The sequence below is a fragment of the Capnocytophaga sp. G1920 genome (assembly GCF_051417515.1).
In genome coordinates, this window is sequence record NZ_JBPRKH010000017.1 from 1 (window position 1) to 16,743 (window position 16,743).

Sequence of the window (16,743 nt, forward strand, 5' to 3'; positions counted from 1 at the left end):
GGGCGTCCAGTAGCTACGTCGTAAAGCGACAAGCCAATAAAATAAGTACCCTCAGGAAGTAGTCCGTTATAAGTCGCCTCATTAATACCGTAGAGGTTTTCGTAGCGCAGTAGGGTTTTGAAATCTATATTGGTAAGTGTGCGTCGTACGCCTGGGGATAGGTTTACCAAATAGGGGGTAATATAATCAGGTGTTTGGGCAATGACTTGTCCTTGGAAGTCCTCTAACGAGAACCGAAGCACAAAAGGGCGTCCGCCGGTAGAGAGGTCTTTAAGCAAAAAGTGTGCTTGTATCTTCTGTTCAAAGGTGTCGGCATACCCTCTCAGACTCTGTGGATAGGGCGGAGTGACAAACACTTGCACGTCCACAGGGTATTGCTGAGCTTGCAGAGTGAAACTCAGAAACGTTAAGAAAAAGAGTATGTAACGACGTAAGAACATTATTTTTAATGATTAACAATCATCTTCTGCACCATCACATCGCCACCTGCTTCTAAAATAACCAAATACTGTCCTGCTGATATTCTTCTGTTTTCAATAGGAATGTCGAAAGTTGTACCTTCTGGTTGCTCAATGGCAGGGAAAGCCTCTCTGCCTAAAATATCTATACAATACACCTTTATTGCAGAAGCTCTCTTGAGATTTACCTTTATACGGAAAGTTCCATTGTTAGGATTACTAAAAATACCAAAATCATCTATGAGTACTTCTTTAGATGTATTTTCCTTACCAATACCCAATCGATCTTTTTCTACCCAAAGCGTTTTGTATACGGTCTTCTCACAACCGTCCAAAAAGCCTTTTAAGCCTATGGTATAAGTTCCTTCGTTAGGAAAACGCACTTCTGCAGCTCCATTTTCTTCTTTGATAAGAGTCACTTCTCGAGGTAATACCCACTGGGTAGTGATACTGTGAGATAAGCTTACCAATTTTACTGTATAGTTGTAATATGAATTGGTAGCAGCCAAAAAGTCTACTTCTAATATCTTATCACTTTGTGAAACTTCAAAGGTTGTCGCCTCTTTACAGCCTTTCTGGTCAGTAATTTCTACTTTATAATTACCTTTTGTCGATACGGTAAAGGTAGGTTCGGTACTAAGGAGGCTACCTGTGCTATCTGTCCAACGGAAAGTAGCCGAAGGAAAAGCTGTACTTAAATCGAATGACCGACTGTCACCTTGGCATATCGTGATTTGTGAAGGAATATTAATAACCGTTTTTTCAGGTTGCAATACTTCGTAAAACTGCTCTAACGCCGGACAGTCGCTTTGGTCACGGAATACTGCTTTGTATTTACCTGCTTTTAACCCACTGATAGTTTTACCTCCATTAGTAGTGCCTTGTGTAATGAGAGTACCCTCAGCATCATACCACAAAACATTAACAGCTCCTTTTCCTCCTGAGAGTGTAAGAGCTATCTTACCATCATTCCCCTCATAGCAGGTTACGGGAGTGATGATAGTGCTTACTACCTCCACTTCCTCAGGATAAGAAAGCACCACCTTTTCTTGCACGGAACAACCACGACTATCACTTACGGTTACGAAATACTTCCCAGCCGATAGTTCTGTGATATGAGCGCCTGTATGCCCTGTATTCCAAAGATAGGTATAAGGAGGCGTACCTCCAGAGGCTATAGCTGTTGCTTGCCCCCCATTAGGAGCACTACAGGTCATTTCTGATTTAGTAACCTTCAAGTAAAGAGGGTCAGGATAAGTAAGAGTATAAGTTCCGACAGCTTTATTTTCATTAGCATCTATAACTTCTACCTGATAGATACCATCTACAAGATCTGTAATAGTCTTATTTCTTGTTTCAGTATATGGCTTGTTAAATCTTTTCCATACATATCTGTAAGTAGGTACTCCTCCTTTAGCATTTACCGTCAGCGTACCATTACTATTGATGCTCGAATTATTATTGGGGTCACTATTACGAGGGTTACAACTGATAGGCGTAGCTTCAATGCTATTTATAATAAGTTCATCAGGCTCAGTAATGGTAATTTTCTTAGTAAGCGTACAACCATTTCTATCTTTAATAGTAAGCGTATAAGTATCTGCCCCTAAAAAATAGTAAAGAGCTAAAAACTCCCCCTTTTTTTCTCCTGTCCCCATATGAAGAGTGTTAATAAATTCTCCATTACTTGCTTGCAACTGAGTTGTATATCTATAACTATCGATCGGAGTCCCTCCGGTAATAATTGCTGAGATCATACCATCTTTACGCTTATAGCCCTTAGCATGTGTGATGAAGTTTACTTTCCCTTCATTAACAATAGTAATAGGCTTTGCAGGCCCTCCTATTTTTACAACCACAGGAGATACTACCCCATTTTTAAGAATCTGGCAATCGTTCTTATCGGTAATAGTAAAGGTATATGTTCCAGAGGGTAGATTTGAAAGATAGAGAAAATTATCATCATAGACAAAATTATCATCAACGAGCACAGGTTCTTCTCCATTTTTAATATATTTATAAGGGGGTGTACCACCTGAAATTTCAAGAGTTATCACACCCTTAGACTCTCCGAAACATTGATTATCATTCTTATAATACAAAAAAGAATTTAAAGGTTCTGGGACAGCAACTGTAAATCTACCTTTATGTTGTGCATCATCTGTATATAAGGGAATATCTTTTCTTTGCCCATTATTATTTAGGTAGTAAAATTTTCCCATTATATCTATCTGATAATTAGTAGTTACAGAAGCAGTACGAAGTACTACATTATCTATGTGGTCGTGTTGTAAGAAATATTCTGTTAAATCTTTAGGCAGACCATCAATATCTCCTCCTTTTTCATTCTCCCCTGCTTTTATGAAAGAAAAACCATTGAATACTTCACCTAAATAAGCATCTCTATTTTTCTTATATTGTTCTAAACTACCTAATAATTTCCTACTGAGCTGGATAGTAACAGTAGCAGTAGTTTCATTACTATTACATAAAGGAGATTGGATATTTTTTATCGTAATGAAGGGAGCTGCTTGTGTGACAGTAAGAGGTAATACCTCAGAAGAAGAACATACTAAACCAGTATCTTTATCATAAGATACTACTCTGAAGTAAATAGGTTTACCTATCATCTCTTCTGCTTTGGTTTTACTCTCTAAAACATCTTCAGCAGAGACTTCTATGCTTTGTTTTTGTTGGAATTTTGCAGGAAGAGGTTTCCAATTATAATCATCTAACCAACTAAACCACCACCTCTTTTTCTCTGTTGCATATTCATAATGATATAAATCATTATCAAAAACTTCCTTAGCTATAAGAGGAACTTTGACATCAATAGGGAGAAATTTAGCACTATTGTTATCAGAGGTTTTCAAAGTATGAAGGGGAACGACATAAAAATCATAAGAGTAACTTAAAGATGCTCCATGTCCATCCCCTTCTTTGCTATCATGCAATATCTTACAAAAAACAACATTAATAGGCACATTAAAGTCCTCATCATCTCCATCACAATCATATCTATTCCAACCAAGTCTTTGTATGTGACCTTGATACCTTATTGTTAAGGGCTTTTCATTATAAAAATATTTAAGTGGGTTATAAAAGTTATTTTCAGTAGAAAAGTTTTTCTCTCGCTCATTTATAAAAATCCTATTCCATTTACCACACAACTTTCTTCCTCCTCCACTCCCGTAGAAGCCAACTCCCCCCGATATATAATAATTATTATTTTTTTTGATATTTAAATCTATATCAATTGTTCTGTCTTGAGCAAAAACACTTATACTGGCAACAAGAAATGATATAAAGTAAAGTAATTTATAAGCCATTGTCTCAGATCTTTAAGTTTTTTTCAATAAGGTAATCCTAATATTTGAAAAACAAAGGAACATTATTCCTTCACATAGACTCTTTTTTCAATTTCAGTTCCATTTCCCATATCATTTTTTTCACTATGAATTAGAGTTAATTTATTTTCTACAATTGAAAAAGTATAAGTATATGTCTTTTTTTCAGTATCAGATAATATAAGTTTATTATTAGATATAACATAGCTAAATGCATTAGAACTCTCTTTACATTCATCTATCTCTTTATTAAAATTAGTATTTACGTATTGCTTTTCTGTAAAGAGAATGTAACTTTTCTTTCTGCACTCATTTAAAACTATTTCTTCCCCTTCATCAGTTATAGATTCAATTTTCCACGTTCCAATTAATGCTTTTTTACCATCATCCTGAGGGTTAGGGTTGTCGTTATTGCTTTTTCCGCACGCCGTGGCTAATAATAATGTTAAGGCTACAAAAGCCAAAGTAAAGATTTTTTTCATCGTACATTTTTTTAAGCGTTATTAATGCGACAAAGGTAAGCTGTTTTTGTGAGATGTGCAAATAATATGTGAGATATTTTTCTTACAAATCTACTTATTCCCTTTCTGCATTAGAAAACTTATCTAAAAAAAATACTCTCTCCTTCTCTACTTTGTTTTTCTTTCGCTTTATTTCTCTAAAATCACTGTTAATTCTTCACTCTTAGTTATTCATTATCAAGTCTTTATACACCCTTTCTATACCAATCTTCCAAGATTCGTATAAGCTTCCTATAAGCTCTCTATAAGCTAAGCATAAGATTCCTTCAAGCAAGAAGTACCTTTCCCATTTATTTATATTTTCGTTTTCTTATCTTTTAAAAGTGATAAAGCTACTAAGTATTCTCTTTTGGCTTTCTGTTGGTTGTAAATTTAGTGATGACTGCATTTTGTTCAGGGCTATAGGTAGAAAGGTCGCCAAACTCGTTTTCTGTGGGCAAAGTGCCGTTTTTGAGTTGGTCGCTAATATCAAAAGGTTTTTCAATATGTCAAGGAACATTATTTGTTTTTTCAGAATTTTATAGCGTTAGACATCGTATCCATCTGTTTAGTGAGAAAGTCCCCGTAAAATTTATTAGAAACAGTCGTCAAATCATTTATATCACGAAAGCCATAGTTATCATTTGAGTGAATTAAAGTATCTATCATCTTGTCACAATCAAACTGAGCTATGATATAAGGATATTTTTTTTCTCTATCTCTTTCCTCATTAAAAAGCATTAAATGTTGAACTAAAAGAGCAATATTATTCTTTTTATCATAGATTCCAGAAAAATAATATAGATCTGGTGATACTTTTTTTATATCAACAGAATCTGTTTTTACAAATATACAATATCTATTCCCACTAATTTCTATAATTTTAAATATCTGACCTGATATATAATAAGAAGTATTTTCTTTATATGTATTCCAACTATTTTGTTCTTTTTCAGAATTATAACAACTTTCATAAAACATCAAAAAACATATTATCCCAAAAAAGGTTGCCATTATTATATTAGCTGTCTTACTTGTTTGTATTACCATAATTTTAAAACTCTATTCCATTAGGAATTGTGTCCATTTGTTGAAGTAAATATTGTGCTATAGTTGTTTTTTTATCAGTATCCCACATATCTTCATCCAATTCTAATTTATTATCAGAAAATGTAAAACCATATTTACCTATTTTAGGATTGCACGTATATGTTAGATAGGGAAGTGTATTGTTGTCTGTTTTAGCAATTCCTAATCGTGACTTAGATCTTGATAGAAAAATGGCTATTTTTCTATCTTCATCAAACACTCCCGAAATTCTATCTCTTCTTTTTTCTGATCTTAAAATGTTTACAGAATCTGTTTTGACAAAAAGAGCATAAGAAAAGTTCCCTATTTTTTCAATTTTAAAGACTTGACCTGATATATAAAAAAATGTATTCTTTCTATAAAAGTCTCTTCGCTCATTTTCGTACGTAGCGTCATTTATTGAGGCTAAAAAATTATTTACAAAGATAAAAAGAACACTAAGCATTATCAAACCTCCTATGAAAAATAATATAAACTTACGCATATTTCAGAATTTTATAGCGTTAGACATCGTATCCATTTGTTTAGTAAGAAAATCTCCGTAAAACTTATTAGAAACATAAATTAAATTGTTTACACCACGAAACCCATAGTCATCATTTGAGTGAATAAAAGTATCTATTTTTTTATCACTATCAAACTGAGCTATAATATAAGGATATTTTTCATTTTTGTATTGATGTTTTTTATCTATAAAAGCTAAATGGGCAACTACAAGAACAATATGATTCTTTTTATCATAAACTCCTGAAAAATAATATAGATCTGGTGAGATTTTTCCTATATTGATAGAATCAGGTCTTACATAAAGACAATATCTTTCTGATGAGATTTCAGTTGTTTTTAAGACTTGACCTGATATATAATAAGAAGTATTTTCTTCATATATACGCCTACTATTCTGTTCTTTTTCAGAATTATAACAACTTTCATAAAACATTAGAAAACACATTATCCCAAAAAAGGTTGCCATTATTATATTAGTTGTCTTACTTGTTTTTATTACCATAATTTTAAAACTCTATTCCATTAGGAATTGTATCCATTTGTTGAAGTAAATATTGTGCTATAGTTTTTTTAACACTTGCGTTCCATATTCCTTCATATAATTCTAATTTATTATCAGAAAATGTAAAACCATATTTACCTATTTTAGGATTGCACGTATATGTTAGATAAGGAAGTGTATTGTTGTCTGTTTCTGCAATTCCTAATCGTGACTTAGATCTCGATAGAAGAATGGCTATTTTTTTATCTTCATCAAAAACTCCCGAAATTCTATCTCTTCTTTTTTCTGATTTTAAAATGTTTACAGAATCTGTTTTGACAAAAAGAGCATAAGAAAAGTTCCCTATTTTTTCAATTTTAAAGACTTGGCCTGATATATAAAAAAAAGAGTTTTCTTTATAAAGATTACTTTGCTCACTTTCATATATAGTGTTATTTCTCGTCTCTATAAAATTATTTACAAAGATAAAAAGAACACTAAGCATTATCAAACCTCCTGTGAGAAATAATATAATTTTTCGTAACATTTTTAGTGGGGTATTATAAATTTAATGTAACTCTTCAATTTTTCCCATTTAGTTTTGGGAGTGTCAACAGCTTTTTTGTTAATAAAAGCTGTCTTTCCTATTCCTGCTGTAACACTTGGCGTTACTGGGGAAAGACCTCCTCCTACACCAACAGATGTAGAATATGACAAAACATTCCAACTCACCTCTTTTTCTTTTCCCTCTTCACTTTCTACTTCTCCTTGCGCATAAGTATAAGCTGTCCCTACTGAAATATCTAATCCTCCTAAAAGGAGTCCTGTACCAACACCAACACCTCCTCTTCCATATTTATATTTACCTTCAAAATTAATATGTTCCTTATATTCATCCGTTTCTGCAAAAGTCATAAATAAGCTTCCCCCTACATTAGCAGAAATACCAATATTCAATACTCCTCCCATTCCTGCTTCACCTCCTACATATGAATGAACATAACCACTATCATTACCTCCCATAAAGATGACATTTCCTAACACAACACTAGCCTCTTGTTTTAATCCAAATTCATTTTCTAATCCAGCAGATTTTTCTATACCAAAACCAACTTTTGAAAAGTCTATTTTATTATATACTAATTCAAACATTTTTCTAAACTCTTCTATTTTATCTTTAGGTAAAATAGTTTCTAACCAACTTTTATCCACAGTACCTCCTTGAAAAGTAGGTTCTAATAGAGCATCTTGATTGGTTGCTGAAAGTGTTATAATGTCTTGTTTAAACTCGTTGTTTTTCTTTTTCTTGTAAAGATAGTCATAATACTTTTCTAACAAACGAATCTCTAAACTTTGTCCTTCTTTTTCTTGATAGTCTTGAGGAGTGTTTATCAGTTTTTGGGTCATAGTGTTTATACCATAGGCACTTCCTATCACTAACTGCCCCCAATTATCCGTTGGGTCTGCATTCTCTAGCATTTTCTTCATTACACGTTTGTATATCTCAATATCTTGCTTTTTAGAGAAAAACCTATCACTATAATTAATTTTATATTTCAATTGATTTTCTCCTTTTGTGTAGTGCAACCAAATGGCAAATCCTTGAGTTTTTTCTAATTCTTTTTTCAGTTTCTCAAATTCTTCATCTTTAATATTTGATGTACTTACAATTATCTTAAATTGATTGTTAATTGTGTATATCTCAAACGAAGCATTATTAGGTACAGCAATAGTTTGTTTGCTCTTAAACTCTTTCTGGAAAGCGTTCTCTGTTAAAATAGCCCCTTGAGGAATAGTTGTACCATTAATAACACCATCAAAGTAAACGTCTTTCCCTACGTTGTTAATACTACCTCCTGTATTTTCAAAGCTATTTAATTTTTCTGTATATTTCTGTAATTCCTCTTGCAATAATTTAATTTCTTCTTCAACTTTTTTTACTTCATTAGAGGTAAAGTTTTTTCCTTTTTCAATAAGATTATCTGCACTCTTTTCTAAGTTCTCAAGAGATTTCTTGAGTTCATTATCATTATGTTTATCTATTTCTTCCTTTATCTGTTTTACCTGTTCTTTTAACTCTTTCTGTTGATTCTTTTTACCCTTATATTCTCTTAGAATTGACTTAATCCTTTCTACTTCATTCGTAATATTTATCACATTCCTCTCCGTCTCATCATAAGTGGTTACTAACTTCCCCTCTATGAGTTGCCGTTCGGTGTTGAGCTTGATGCCGTTAAACACTACCTTTATCTTAGTGTCTTGCAGATAAGGTACTTTCACATAGCCTTCACCTGAGTATACGCCATTGTTACCTGTAGCGTTGAGCACCGTTACCGGGAAATCACCTGCCGTAAAGGAGGTGTTAGGATACAGGTTATCCTGCAATGGCTCGGTGTTCTTGATGCGTATTTCGGGTTTTACCCCACATTGTACTTGGCTCTTTTCGTCTATCTGCTCAGTGGTGGTAAACTCTTGTTCGGTACTATACATATAGCTTTCTTCACCAAATACCGAGCTACTATAAGCTGTTTCTAAGCCACAGGCTACACCCACTTTGTAGATGTAAGTACGTCCCCGTTTGAGTCCTGTAACTTTAGCATAGGGCATACTCACCTTTTGCGATTTCCAGCTTTTGCCTTTCTCTCGGTACATCACCTTGTACGGGTATTCCTGATTAGGCATCATCGCCTGAGCACTCCAGCGCAGTTGTGCCGAGGTGCTTTCAGTTATCGCTGTAAGGAACTTCGGCGCTTCACAATGAGACACTAAATCAAAGTAAAAAGTCTCGGAGTTGCCGTTGTTTTTAAAGTATGACTGTTCGTTAGGGTTATTGGGGTTATTTGTAAAAGCCCGTACCTGCCATACGTAGCGCTTGTTTTCCAATAGGATTGGCATCATATTAGTGTATGCCAAGGCTGGTGAAAAGGTTTTAGTTTGGTACACCAATCGTCCCGTCATAAACGCCTCTTCTGGCACCAATGCCAAGTCCCATACTTCTTTGAGGGTGAACTCATACTGCATAAAGGGGGCTACATCGCGAGGCATCCATTGGAAAACAATATGCTGAAAAGCGTTCTTTTTGGTAAGCACTTCTCCTTTTTGGGGCATTGTAAGCACAGGGGGTGAATAGCGTCGCACTTGTATCATCGCGCGTCCTTTGTTGGATACGGGGCGTCCAGTAGCTACGTCGTAAAGCGACAAGCCAATAAAATAAGTACCCTCAGGAAGTAGTCCGTTATAAGTCGCCTCATTAATACCGTAGAGGTTTTCGTAGCGCAGTAGGGTTTTGAAATCTATATTGGTAAGTGTGCGTCGTACGCCTGGGGATAGGTTTACCAAATAGGGGGTAATATAATCAGGTGTTTGGGCAATGACTTGTCCTTGGAAGTCCTCTAACGAGAAGCGGAGCACAAAGGGGCGTCCGCCGGTAGAGAGGTCTTTAAGCAGAAAGTGTGCTTGTATCTTCTGTTCAAAGGTGTCGGCATACCCTCTCAGACTCTGTGGATAGGGCGGAGTGACAAACACTTGCACGTCCACAGGGTATTGCTGAGCTTGCAGAGTGAAACTCAGCAAGGTGAAGAAAAAGAGTATGTAACGACGTAAGAACATAATAATTATGGATTGTTAATTATTAATTGTTTTGACTTCTATTTTTTCAGTAGGGGTAGGTGAATTGTCTTTTAAAATGACTTTAAAAAGGTAGAGATAAGTGTTATCAGGTTGTATGTCGGTATCTTCAACTGAGGTAATAGGCGTAGTAAAACTGCGCCACAACATAGGTTTATCTCCATTGATAGCCTTGTAAATTATCATTTCATTAAAGCCATCTTTTATAGGTAACCACTGCAAAGTAACTTTTCCTTTTTTAACACGACTTTGAAGCCCTCGTAATACCCTATCATCAGTTTTAGATTTGTGATTGATTTGTATTACAGGCGAATAGTCAGAAAAGTTATTGCTATGGTCTTTTGCACGTACAGTATACTCATAAACTCCTGATACATTAGGAGGAACCGTATAAGTATAGGATTCTTTTTTGCTATTATTTTCAGAGTGAATAAGTTTCCAATCGGTAGCTCCTTTTTCTCTTCGGTAGAGCAAATATTGGGTTACATCGTCACTAAAGCTCTTACGCCAAGTAAGTTTCCAGCCATTTTTATCATCGACATACTGAGTGAAAATAGGGGTGGTAGGAGGAACTTTATCGGGTTTGGTGAGTTCTAACAATACGGAGGGAGTAGACTCATTCTTACGAAAATCGATGGCAGTTACCCAATAATATACTTTAGCGTTCAAACTTTTGAGAACTACGGTATCTTTAAGGGAGGTATCGGTGATATGAGAGCCTGTGATACGCATCATCTCTTCACCTTTTTGGTTACCTCTAAATACGTAATAGCCCATTAGGTCGGCATCGGTATTGGCTTTCCATTGCAAAGTTACGACCCCTAAAGTATCTATAGTCCCTGTGAGTTGTTGTACCCTTTCAGGAGGGGTTTCGTCATCGGGCTGTACTAAGATCGCGAATGAATCGAAAGTAATACCATTTTTGGCATACGTGCGCACCTTGTAGTAATTAGAGGGCATTGTAGGGGTTATAAGTATTTGTCTGTCACTTATAGCAATAGGAGTTTTTATCTCTTTATAAGTCTTGTCGTCAGGCGAGTGCAAGAGAGAAAAGTGTGTAATCTCATTCTCATTTTCCTTAGAGAAATCCCAACGCAAGCGGTATTGCTTTTCGTCTATAGGAACTACCTCAGTAAGTTGTGCTATTTGCGTAATAGCCTTAATACCTTTGCCTTTTATCTCTTGAGAATACGGACTATAAGTTCCAAAGATTGTTTTTCCTTTTAGGCGATAGCGGTACTCCTTATCATTCTGAGCTAATGAATCTACATAAATCATCGCTGAGGAACGACTATTCTGATTCATATTCACCACGGGGTGTTCGGTTATTGGAGCAAAAGGAGCGTCGCCTTCAGCCTTTTCAATAAAGTAATAACTATAGAGTTGGCTAAGGGTTTGATAGTCCCACGTGAGGGTTACTTTCCTATCTTCAAAATGTCCTCTAAAACCGAAAGGAGCTGGTAATTCTTGAAAATCTTTGAGCCCTGCTACTACCCCTCCTTCTTTTACGCTAAGCTTATCATTAGGCAATAGTTTTACCTTATAAAGATAATTTTCATTGGGTAACACCTCGTTGTCTACATATCCCCACCCTGCAAAGCAAGCTACCGAGAAGTCTAAATCGGCTGCCATTAAAGCAAAAGAAAAACGGTCATCTATTTCGCGCGCTTTATTAGCAATGCCTTCTATAGGATTTTGGTTATTAGAAATTTCCGTTTCAAAGGTTTCTCCATAAATAGCTTGTGCTACAATAGCTGCATTATCGTTCTTTTCTACCCATTCTTGCCACTTTTCTAACGGAGGGGTTTTGAATGTGCCTAACACTTTGGTTTCGGGGGTAGCGAGCACTTTACCATTGCGAAGATATGTAGTCCGTTCCAACTGAAAACCTATATTATTGGCTTTCTGCCACGCTACAGGAGCATCTACTGCCCAACGTAAGGCAATGCTGTTTTTTCGTACCTCCTTACTCATTTGCAAAGAAGGATTTTCTTGTGAAAAGGCAAGAAAAGTAATGCTATATATAACTATAAATAAAACTCGTTTCATTTTCTCTTAAAACTTATATTTGTAAGGTGTTTCGGAAGTAATCTTCCCGTCTGGCAATCGGTATTTTAACACTGCTTTGTAGTTCTTAGTAGGAAGCACAGGAAAATAGAGCTCCATAAACTCATTATACAAAGGATTTTTAGCCAGTTCATTTAAATGATTGGCAAAGTAATAATGCTGGGCATCCCAGTCTCTTTGATAATACATAAACACATCATATCGATAAGGGAATACCCGTTTTACATCATAACTATTCCATTTCAGTTCTTCGGGATAAAACGGAAAAACAGTGATAGCCTCTTTAGGAGGATAGCCTACGGTGTTAGTATCTCTGCTAAACCAAGGTTGTCCTTGAGGGTTATTGTATAAATATTTAGTAAATAAAGCGTCAAACTTATCGTCTAATACAGCTTCAGCTTTTATGAGAGGAATTCCTGAATAAATGGTGCCTATGAGTTCGCTCTCTTCAAAGGGTTCATCAGTATTCATATCGTTCTGTAGCAAGGCAACTGCCGAGTTGTATTTTATCCATAAGTGCTCAATTTTGAACTTCTTCATCTTGTCGCTCAGACGCTCGTATTTACTAGTGTTAAATTGGTACGACAAACGTTCAAAGCCTCCTCTATCCACATTGGCTTGTGCTTTCTTGTTTTCAAAGGTGTAAGAAGTTTCATCTTCTCCTTTGTCAAAATCACCTTCTGAAACTTTAATGTTATTTTTCTTCTGCTGTGTTTTACCTGTGGCACTTACTTTTGCCCCTTGCTTACTATAGCTCACAATAGAAAGCCCATATTTAGTAGCTTTCGAGAGTTTAGGCATTGTAAAGGAGACTTTATTCTCTGCTTTTAAGTAAGTCGGGTTGAGCTCAAGAGTTTTTCCTCCTCCTTCGGGCTCTATAAACAAGCGGGTATTCCAATGCGCATCCTCAAACAAATAAGACTGTCCTTGTTTTAACTGCACAAAGCCCTCATTACTTTCTCCTATGAAATAATTCTTTTGGTCTAACACAGGATAAGCGTATTTTATATTCTTATTAGGGATATACTCAGGTGCTTCGCCTGTAGTAAAGGTTCGCTCTTCGGTTTCTACGGCTTTTTTACCATCTACCATCACAGTCTGGTAACTTCCTCCTTTAAGTTCTTTAAAGCTTACACTTACTACTGCTTTTAGTTTTTGATGAGAAGGAAGCACCTCTCTTGGGGTAAAGTTAAGTTCATCCTGACTCTTCCCATAAGTTAGTTTTCCTTCTATGGTATTCCCTTGCGCATCGAGTACTTCAAATTTTTCTAAGTTCACGACATACGTATGGTCGCGGTCGTCTTCGGGAATTACAATAGGTTTCTCTAATTCTAAGTTGAAAGTAGCTTGAGGAGAGAGGAATACATCTACATTTTCACTACGGTCAGAAGGGGATACGTCTGAGATAATTTTCATACCTCCTAACACTTGATCGCTTGCCAATTCACATTGTTCACCAAATTCCATTTTCAAACGGAAGCGACCTTTTACCAATCCGCCGAGGACATTGTAGTAGCCACCTAAATAACCTCGTGCCCAGAAAGGATTAGGTCCTGACCCTTGTAGTAAAGCTGCTACCCCTGCACTAAGTATTGGGATGCGTTTGCGGATAAAGAACAGTTTTATTTTAATACCTAATTCGCCTTGCAGATATACATACGTTTGTCCGTTAGCATACCATCCGTTGATTCCTAGTTCTCCACTTCTGCCTTTGCAATGGGCATTGCCGTAATTTTTTAGCATCAAATCTGAACCAAAGCCAGCGGCGAAACTTGCGTAGAGGAAACCTACATCAAATTTAGTATCGAAGTTCAAATGCGCTCCAAAAGCAAACCCTTTGCCTTCTTTTATCTGGTTAAGACTCTTCATATAACCGATCTCGTCAGGATTGAGTTTTAGTATTTCGGCTACCTTCGCAGGAGGCTGAGGTGCTTCGCCTATTTTAGTACCCACCATAAAGTAGGTTTGCGCTTTGATATTTAGGAAATCACCAAAACCCACTTGTAATCCCATCATCTCACGAGTAGTCCCCAAGTGATAATACCAATCTTGTGGGTCTATATGTAATACCGCACGTCCTGCTAAGCCACTATTACCAGTCCCTCGTATCACTCCACCTGCTACATTCACGTATACTTCCATATTAGAGTGATAGGCTTTTTGGGCAAAGTCGTAACTCACATTTAGCTGTGCAAAGATAGGTGCTTTTTTGCTTTCATTGCTTTTATCTATGGTGAAATCATCAGGGATATCTGCTTTCCCTGAGTTGTCTAAATATTTGTATTTCTCATTTTTAGCCAACTCTTCCATTTTTACTACTTTTTGCACATTGTCAGCAAAGCCTTTTTGTACAGTAGCAAACGGATTGGATAGCTTATCTTGTAAAGCGTACATTACCGTTGCATTGCCATAAAAACCAATTTTTGAGAGACCTCCTCCTTTATAGGTTTGAATGTCTAACAAGGCTATAAAGGAAATCACTCTTTTGTCCTGAAAAGCCCCTAATACTCCTGCTTTGAGTCCTAGCCCTATCTTTTCATCGGGAACTAACGAAAAGGCTTCTAATGCTTCTTTATCTTTAGGATTCCCCAAAGGACGCATTTGGTAATACGCTCCTCCTATAAACCCTGTTATTTTTACGTATTGGGTGTTGATATTTAGTCCGTCTACCATAGCTTCAAAGCCCCAATAGCGAAAGTCTTTACTACCAAATACAGCATTAGCATTTACATCTACATCTAAAGATGTAATCTTGGTTGAAAGTTTTGCCTTAAACCCATTGCCGTACACTGGGTCGTTCTTCATTAGGTTTAACTCTCCACTCACTTTAGCTACTACTATATCTACATCCTCCAATTTGAGTCGGTTGATTTCAAATTTGTCGTAACTCCAGTGTTCATCAGTATTTTTAGCGTAGATATTAAAATCACCTTCGGCTGAAAACTTATCTTTTTGTAAGCCCACCCGTATACCGAAATGTAATTGAGCTCGTTCTTCTCTGAAAGCTACACTTACATCTTTGATACTCACAGGAAAACCGGCTATTTTCTGCTCTCCTTCACAGCCAAAATACTCAGCTGATATGTAAGGTGCTTGTGTTTGTAAGGTGAATTTTTGGAAGTTAATACCTTCTAATCTGTAAAGGTTTTTATCGCTCTTAGGAGCTTCTAAAACCATCGAGCCATCAAGTACTACTTTAGGAAGAAATTCCTTATTTTTTACTTGTAATTCAACATAAGAAGAAGGGAGAATTACAGCCTTTGCTTTCCACATATCAAAGGAAATAGAGTCCAATGACGAAACGCGAAGCATATAGTTATCTTCAGAAAAACTACCGTCAAAATGAATCCCGCGTGAATCGTCTTTCTCTATCGGAATCCGAAAAGCCCCCGAGAGAGCCCCTCCTTTGAGTTTAGAAGCTACAAAATCAGCTTGTATATGGTGTATAGCATATTTCCAACCTTTCTTTTTATCCTCTGACGTACGTCCTTCCTTAAAGCTAATGATATTGTCTGCCGATAAGCTCCCCGAAAAACCATAAGCGTCCAAAAGGAAGTTAGTCGCCTTTAAACTTACTCTCCCCTCCGTTTTTTTGAACTCTTCAGGCAAGGTAACCGTGAGTTCTTGTATATAAAAACCTCGCCAACTCTCTTGTCCTGCTACTAAATACTCGTCATATCCTTGAGGGAATACCATTGCTGGAGCATTACTAGTATCACTCATATCCAAGACCATTCGCTCAGGGTGAAAAATAAAAGCTCCTTTATCTTTGTTCTGTATCTGCCTTGTGAGGGCAAAAGCAGGTAGTTTAAGCTCTACTAACAAGTTGTTAAAATCTTCAGCTTCTATAGCTACCTCGCTTTCTACATAGCCATTGGCTATAGGTTGTAACTTATTGTCAACTGGTACTATAAGTTCATTAGATATGCGTATTATCCCTCTTAAAGCAATTTTTTTCAATCCGTTACAATCTACCTCCACGTATGTTTGGTCGTCTACCGTTTCCCCTTTTACATTTCTACCTCCTTTGAGTAAAAACGACCAGTTTTTGGTATTGCTAAGGGTTACATCACCCAATAACGACAAGTGTACATCGCCTACTAACTGACCTTCATACGAAAAAGGAATTTCAGTAGCTCCAAAGTACAGTTCCCGTTTGCCTGAAGGATTTTGGGTGTCGGGGAAAGTAATACGAGCGTAAATATTTACCCTCGTTTCGTTAGGAGAAAAAGTAGCTTTGGTAACCATCATTGCATACTCTATCCCATTCTTATTTTCTCTAATTCCCACAGGAAGTTCTGTAATATCTTGGATTTGGTTTACCCAATGGGTCTTATTTTCTAATGAAGTGAAATTTTCTTGCTCTTGTGCCATTAAACCAGTATAGCACAATAGCAAAAGTAGTAAATAAATGCTTCTTATCTTCATAGCAATAGTCATTTTAAAGCTACAAAAGTAAATATTATTTTTCGAATTAGCAACTTTATTTATATCAAAAGCAAAAATGCACTTATATCCATCAGTGAATAGAGGTTTATTTTAACATCATTTCGATATATAATACTGATTTATAATAGTTATGTTTACATTGTAATCTGTGCGAGACTTTCGGGTAGCTTGTCTCCTATTTGTTTGATTTGTGAAGATTTATAAGATTCCTGTAGCGT

10 protein-coding genes are annotated in these 16,743 nt (G+C 36.1%); all 10 read right to left on the reverse strand.

Features of this window, described 5'->3' with window-relative positions; translation table 11 throughout:
• Positions 1–440 (reverse strand): hypothetical protein (locus tag ACSQ7D_RS09735; RefSeq protein WP_437136117.1); only part of this gene is annotated, 440 nt, incomplete at its 3' end.
• A gap of 5 nt (positions 441–445) precedes the next feature.
• Positions 446–3,787: a hypothetical protein gene (locus ACSQ7D_RS09740; protein WP_437136118.1), complete on the reverse strand. Its 3,342-nt coding sequence runs from the start codon at positions 3,785–3,787 to the stop codon at positions 446–448.
• Positions 3,788–3,849: 62 nt separating this feature from the next.
• Positions 3,850–4,287: a lipocalin family protein gene (locus ACSQ7D_RS09745; protein WP_437136119.1), complete on the reverse strand. Its 438-nt coding sequence runs from the start codon at positions 4,285–4,287 to the stop codon at positions 3,850–3,852.
• A gap of 549 nt (positions 4,288–4,836) precedes the next feature.
• Positions 4,837–5,355, reverse strand: a complete 519-nt coding sequence (locus ACSQ7D_RS09750) for a hypothetical protein (protein WP_437136120.1) — start codon at positions 5,353–5,355, stop codon at positions 4,837–4,839.
• 4 nt (positions 5,356–5,359) lie between these two features.
• On the reverse strand, positions 5,360–5,878 hold the full coding sequence (locus ACSQ7D_RS09755; protein WP_437136121.1) for a hypothetical protein: 519 nt from the start codon (positions 5,876–5,878) through the stop codon (positions 5,360–5,362).
• Positions 5,879–5,881: 3 nt separating this feature from the next.
• A complete protein-coding gene (locus tag ACSQ7D_RS09760; protein ID WP_437136122.1) occupies positions 5,882–6,403 on the reverse strand; it encodes a hypothetical protein in 522 nt (173 codons plus the stop codon).
• 4 nt (positions 6,404–6,407) lie between these two features.
• Complete coding sequence (locus tag ACSQ7D_RS09765) at positions 6,408–6,929, reverse strand: hypothetical protein (protein WP_437136123.1); 522 nt, start codon at positions 6,927–6,929, stop codon at positions 6,408–6,410.
• Positions 6,930–6,931: 2 nt separating this feature from the next.
• Positions 6,932–9,991, reverse strand: a complete 3,060-nt coding sequence (locus ACSQ7D_RS09770) for a hypothetical protein (RefSeq protein ID WP_437136124.1) — start codon at positions 9,989–9,991, stop codon at positions 6,932–6,934.
• Positions 9,992–10,006: 15 nt separating this feature from the next.
• Entirely contained in the window at positions 10,007–12,058 is a 2,052-nt protein-coding gene (locus ACSQ7D_RS09775) for a fibronectin type III domain-containing protein (RefSeq protein WP_437136125.1), read from the reverse strand.
• Positions 12,059–12,064: 6 nt separating this feature from the next.
• A complete protein-coding gene (locus ACSQ7D_RS09780; protein ID WP_437136126.1) occupies positions 12,065–16,516 on the reverse strand; it encodes a hypothetical protein in 4,452 nt (1,483 codons plus the stop codon).
• Positions 16,517–16,743: the final 227 nt, after the last annotated feature.

Excerpts from the sequence above, each read along its gene's own strand:
- ACSQ7D_RS09780 (WP_437136126.1), bottom strand. The coding sequence starts at position 16,516 with ATGACTATTGCTATGAAGATAAGAAGCATTTATTTACTACTTTTGCTA.
- ACSQ7D_RS09775 (WP_437136125.1), bottom strand. The coding sequence starts at position 12,058 with ATGAAACGAGTTTTATTTATAGTTATATATAGCATTACTTTTCTTGCC.
- ACSQ7D_RS09740 (WP_437136118.1), bottom strand. The coding sequence starts at position 3,787 with ATGGCTTATAAATTACTTTACTTTATATCATTTCTTGTTGCCAGTATA.
- ACSQ7D_RS09750 (WP_437136120.1), bottom strand. The coding sequence starts at position 5,355 with ATGGTAATACAAACAAGTAAGACAGCTAATATAATAATGGCAACCTTT.
- ACSQ7D_RS09745 (WP_437136119.1), bottom strand. The coding sequence starts at position 4,287 with ATGAAAAAAATCTTTACTTTGGCTTTTGTAGCCTTAACATTATTATTA.
- ACSQ7D_RS09765 (WP_437136123.1), bottom strand. The coding sequence starts at position 6,929 with ATGTTACGAAAAATTATATTATTTCTCACAGGAGGTTTGATAATGCTT.
- ACSQ7D_RS09770 (WP_437136124.1), bottom strand. The coding sequence starts at position 9,991 with ATGTTCTTACGTCGTTACATACTCTTTTTCTTCACCTTGCTGAGTTTC.
- ACSQ7D_RS09760 (WP_437136122.1), bottom strand. The coding sequence starts at position 6,403 with ATGGTAATAAAAACAAGTAAGACAACTAATATAATAATGGCAACCTTT.
- ACSQ7D_RS09755 (WP_437136121.1), bottom strand. The coding sequence starts at position 5,878 with ATGCGTAAGTTTATATTATTTTTCATAGGAGGTTTGATAATGCTTAGT.